Genomic DNA, 690 nt, shown 5'->3' with positions numbered 1-690 from the left:
TTACTTCAGGATCTTGGCGACGACGCCGGCGCCGACGGTACGACCGCCTTCACGGATGGCGAAACGCAGGCCTTCTTCCATGGCGATCGGGGCCAGCAGCTTGACGGTCATCGTCACGTTGTCGCCCGGCAGGACCATTTCCTTGTCGGCCGGCAGGTCGATCGTGCCGGTCACGTCCGTCGTGCGGAAGTAGAACTGGGGACGATAGCCGTTGAAGAACGGGGTGTGGCGGCCGCCTTCTTCCTTGGATAGGATGTACACCTCGGAGGTGAAGTCCGTGTGCGGGGTGATCGAGCCCGGCTTGGCCAGAACCTGGCCGCGCTGGACGTCTTCACGCTTGGTGCCGCGCAGCAGGATGCCCACGTTGTCGCCGGCTTGACCTTGGTCCAGCAGCTTGCGGAACATTTCCACGCCGGTGCAGGTCGTCTTGACCGTCGGGGTGATACCGACGATTTCGATTTCTTCGCCGACCTTGATCACGCCGCGCTCGATACGGCCGGTCACCACGGTGCCGCGACCCGAGATCGAGAACACGTCTTCGACCGGCATCAGGAACGCGCCGTCAACGGCACGCTCGGGCGTCGGGATGTACGTGTCCAGGGCTTGGGCCAGCGACAGGATCGCTTGCTCGCCCAGTTCGCCCTTGTCGCCTTCCAGCGCCAGCTTGGCCGAACCCTTCACGATCGGGGT

1 protein-coding gene is annotated in these 690 nt (G+C 64.2%); it reads right to left on the bottom strand.

The window, feature by feature from the left end; all coding sequences use genetic code 11:
• Positions 1-690 (bottom strand): EF-Tu/IF-2/RF-3 family GTPase (locus DK459_RS07535; protein WP_255412874.1); only part of this gene is annotated, 690 nt, incomplete at its 5' end.

The organism is Achromobacter sp. RW408 (assembly GCF_003184165.1).
In the GTDB taxonomy this organism is placed as follows: Bacteria; Pseudomonadota; Gammaproteobacteria; order Burkholderiales; family Burkholderiaceae_B; genus Achromobacter; species Achromobacter xylosoxidans.
Note: the sequence above shows the minus strand (reverse complement) of the source record. Positions and strands in the feature narration are given on the sequence as shown.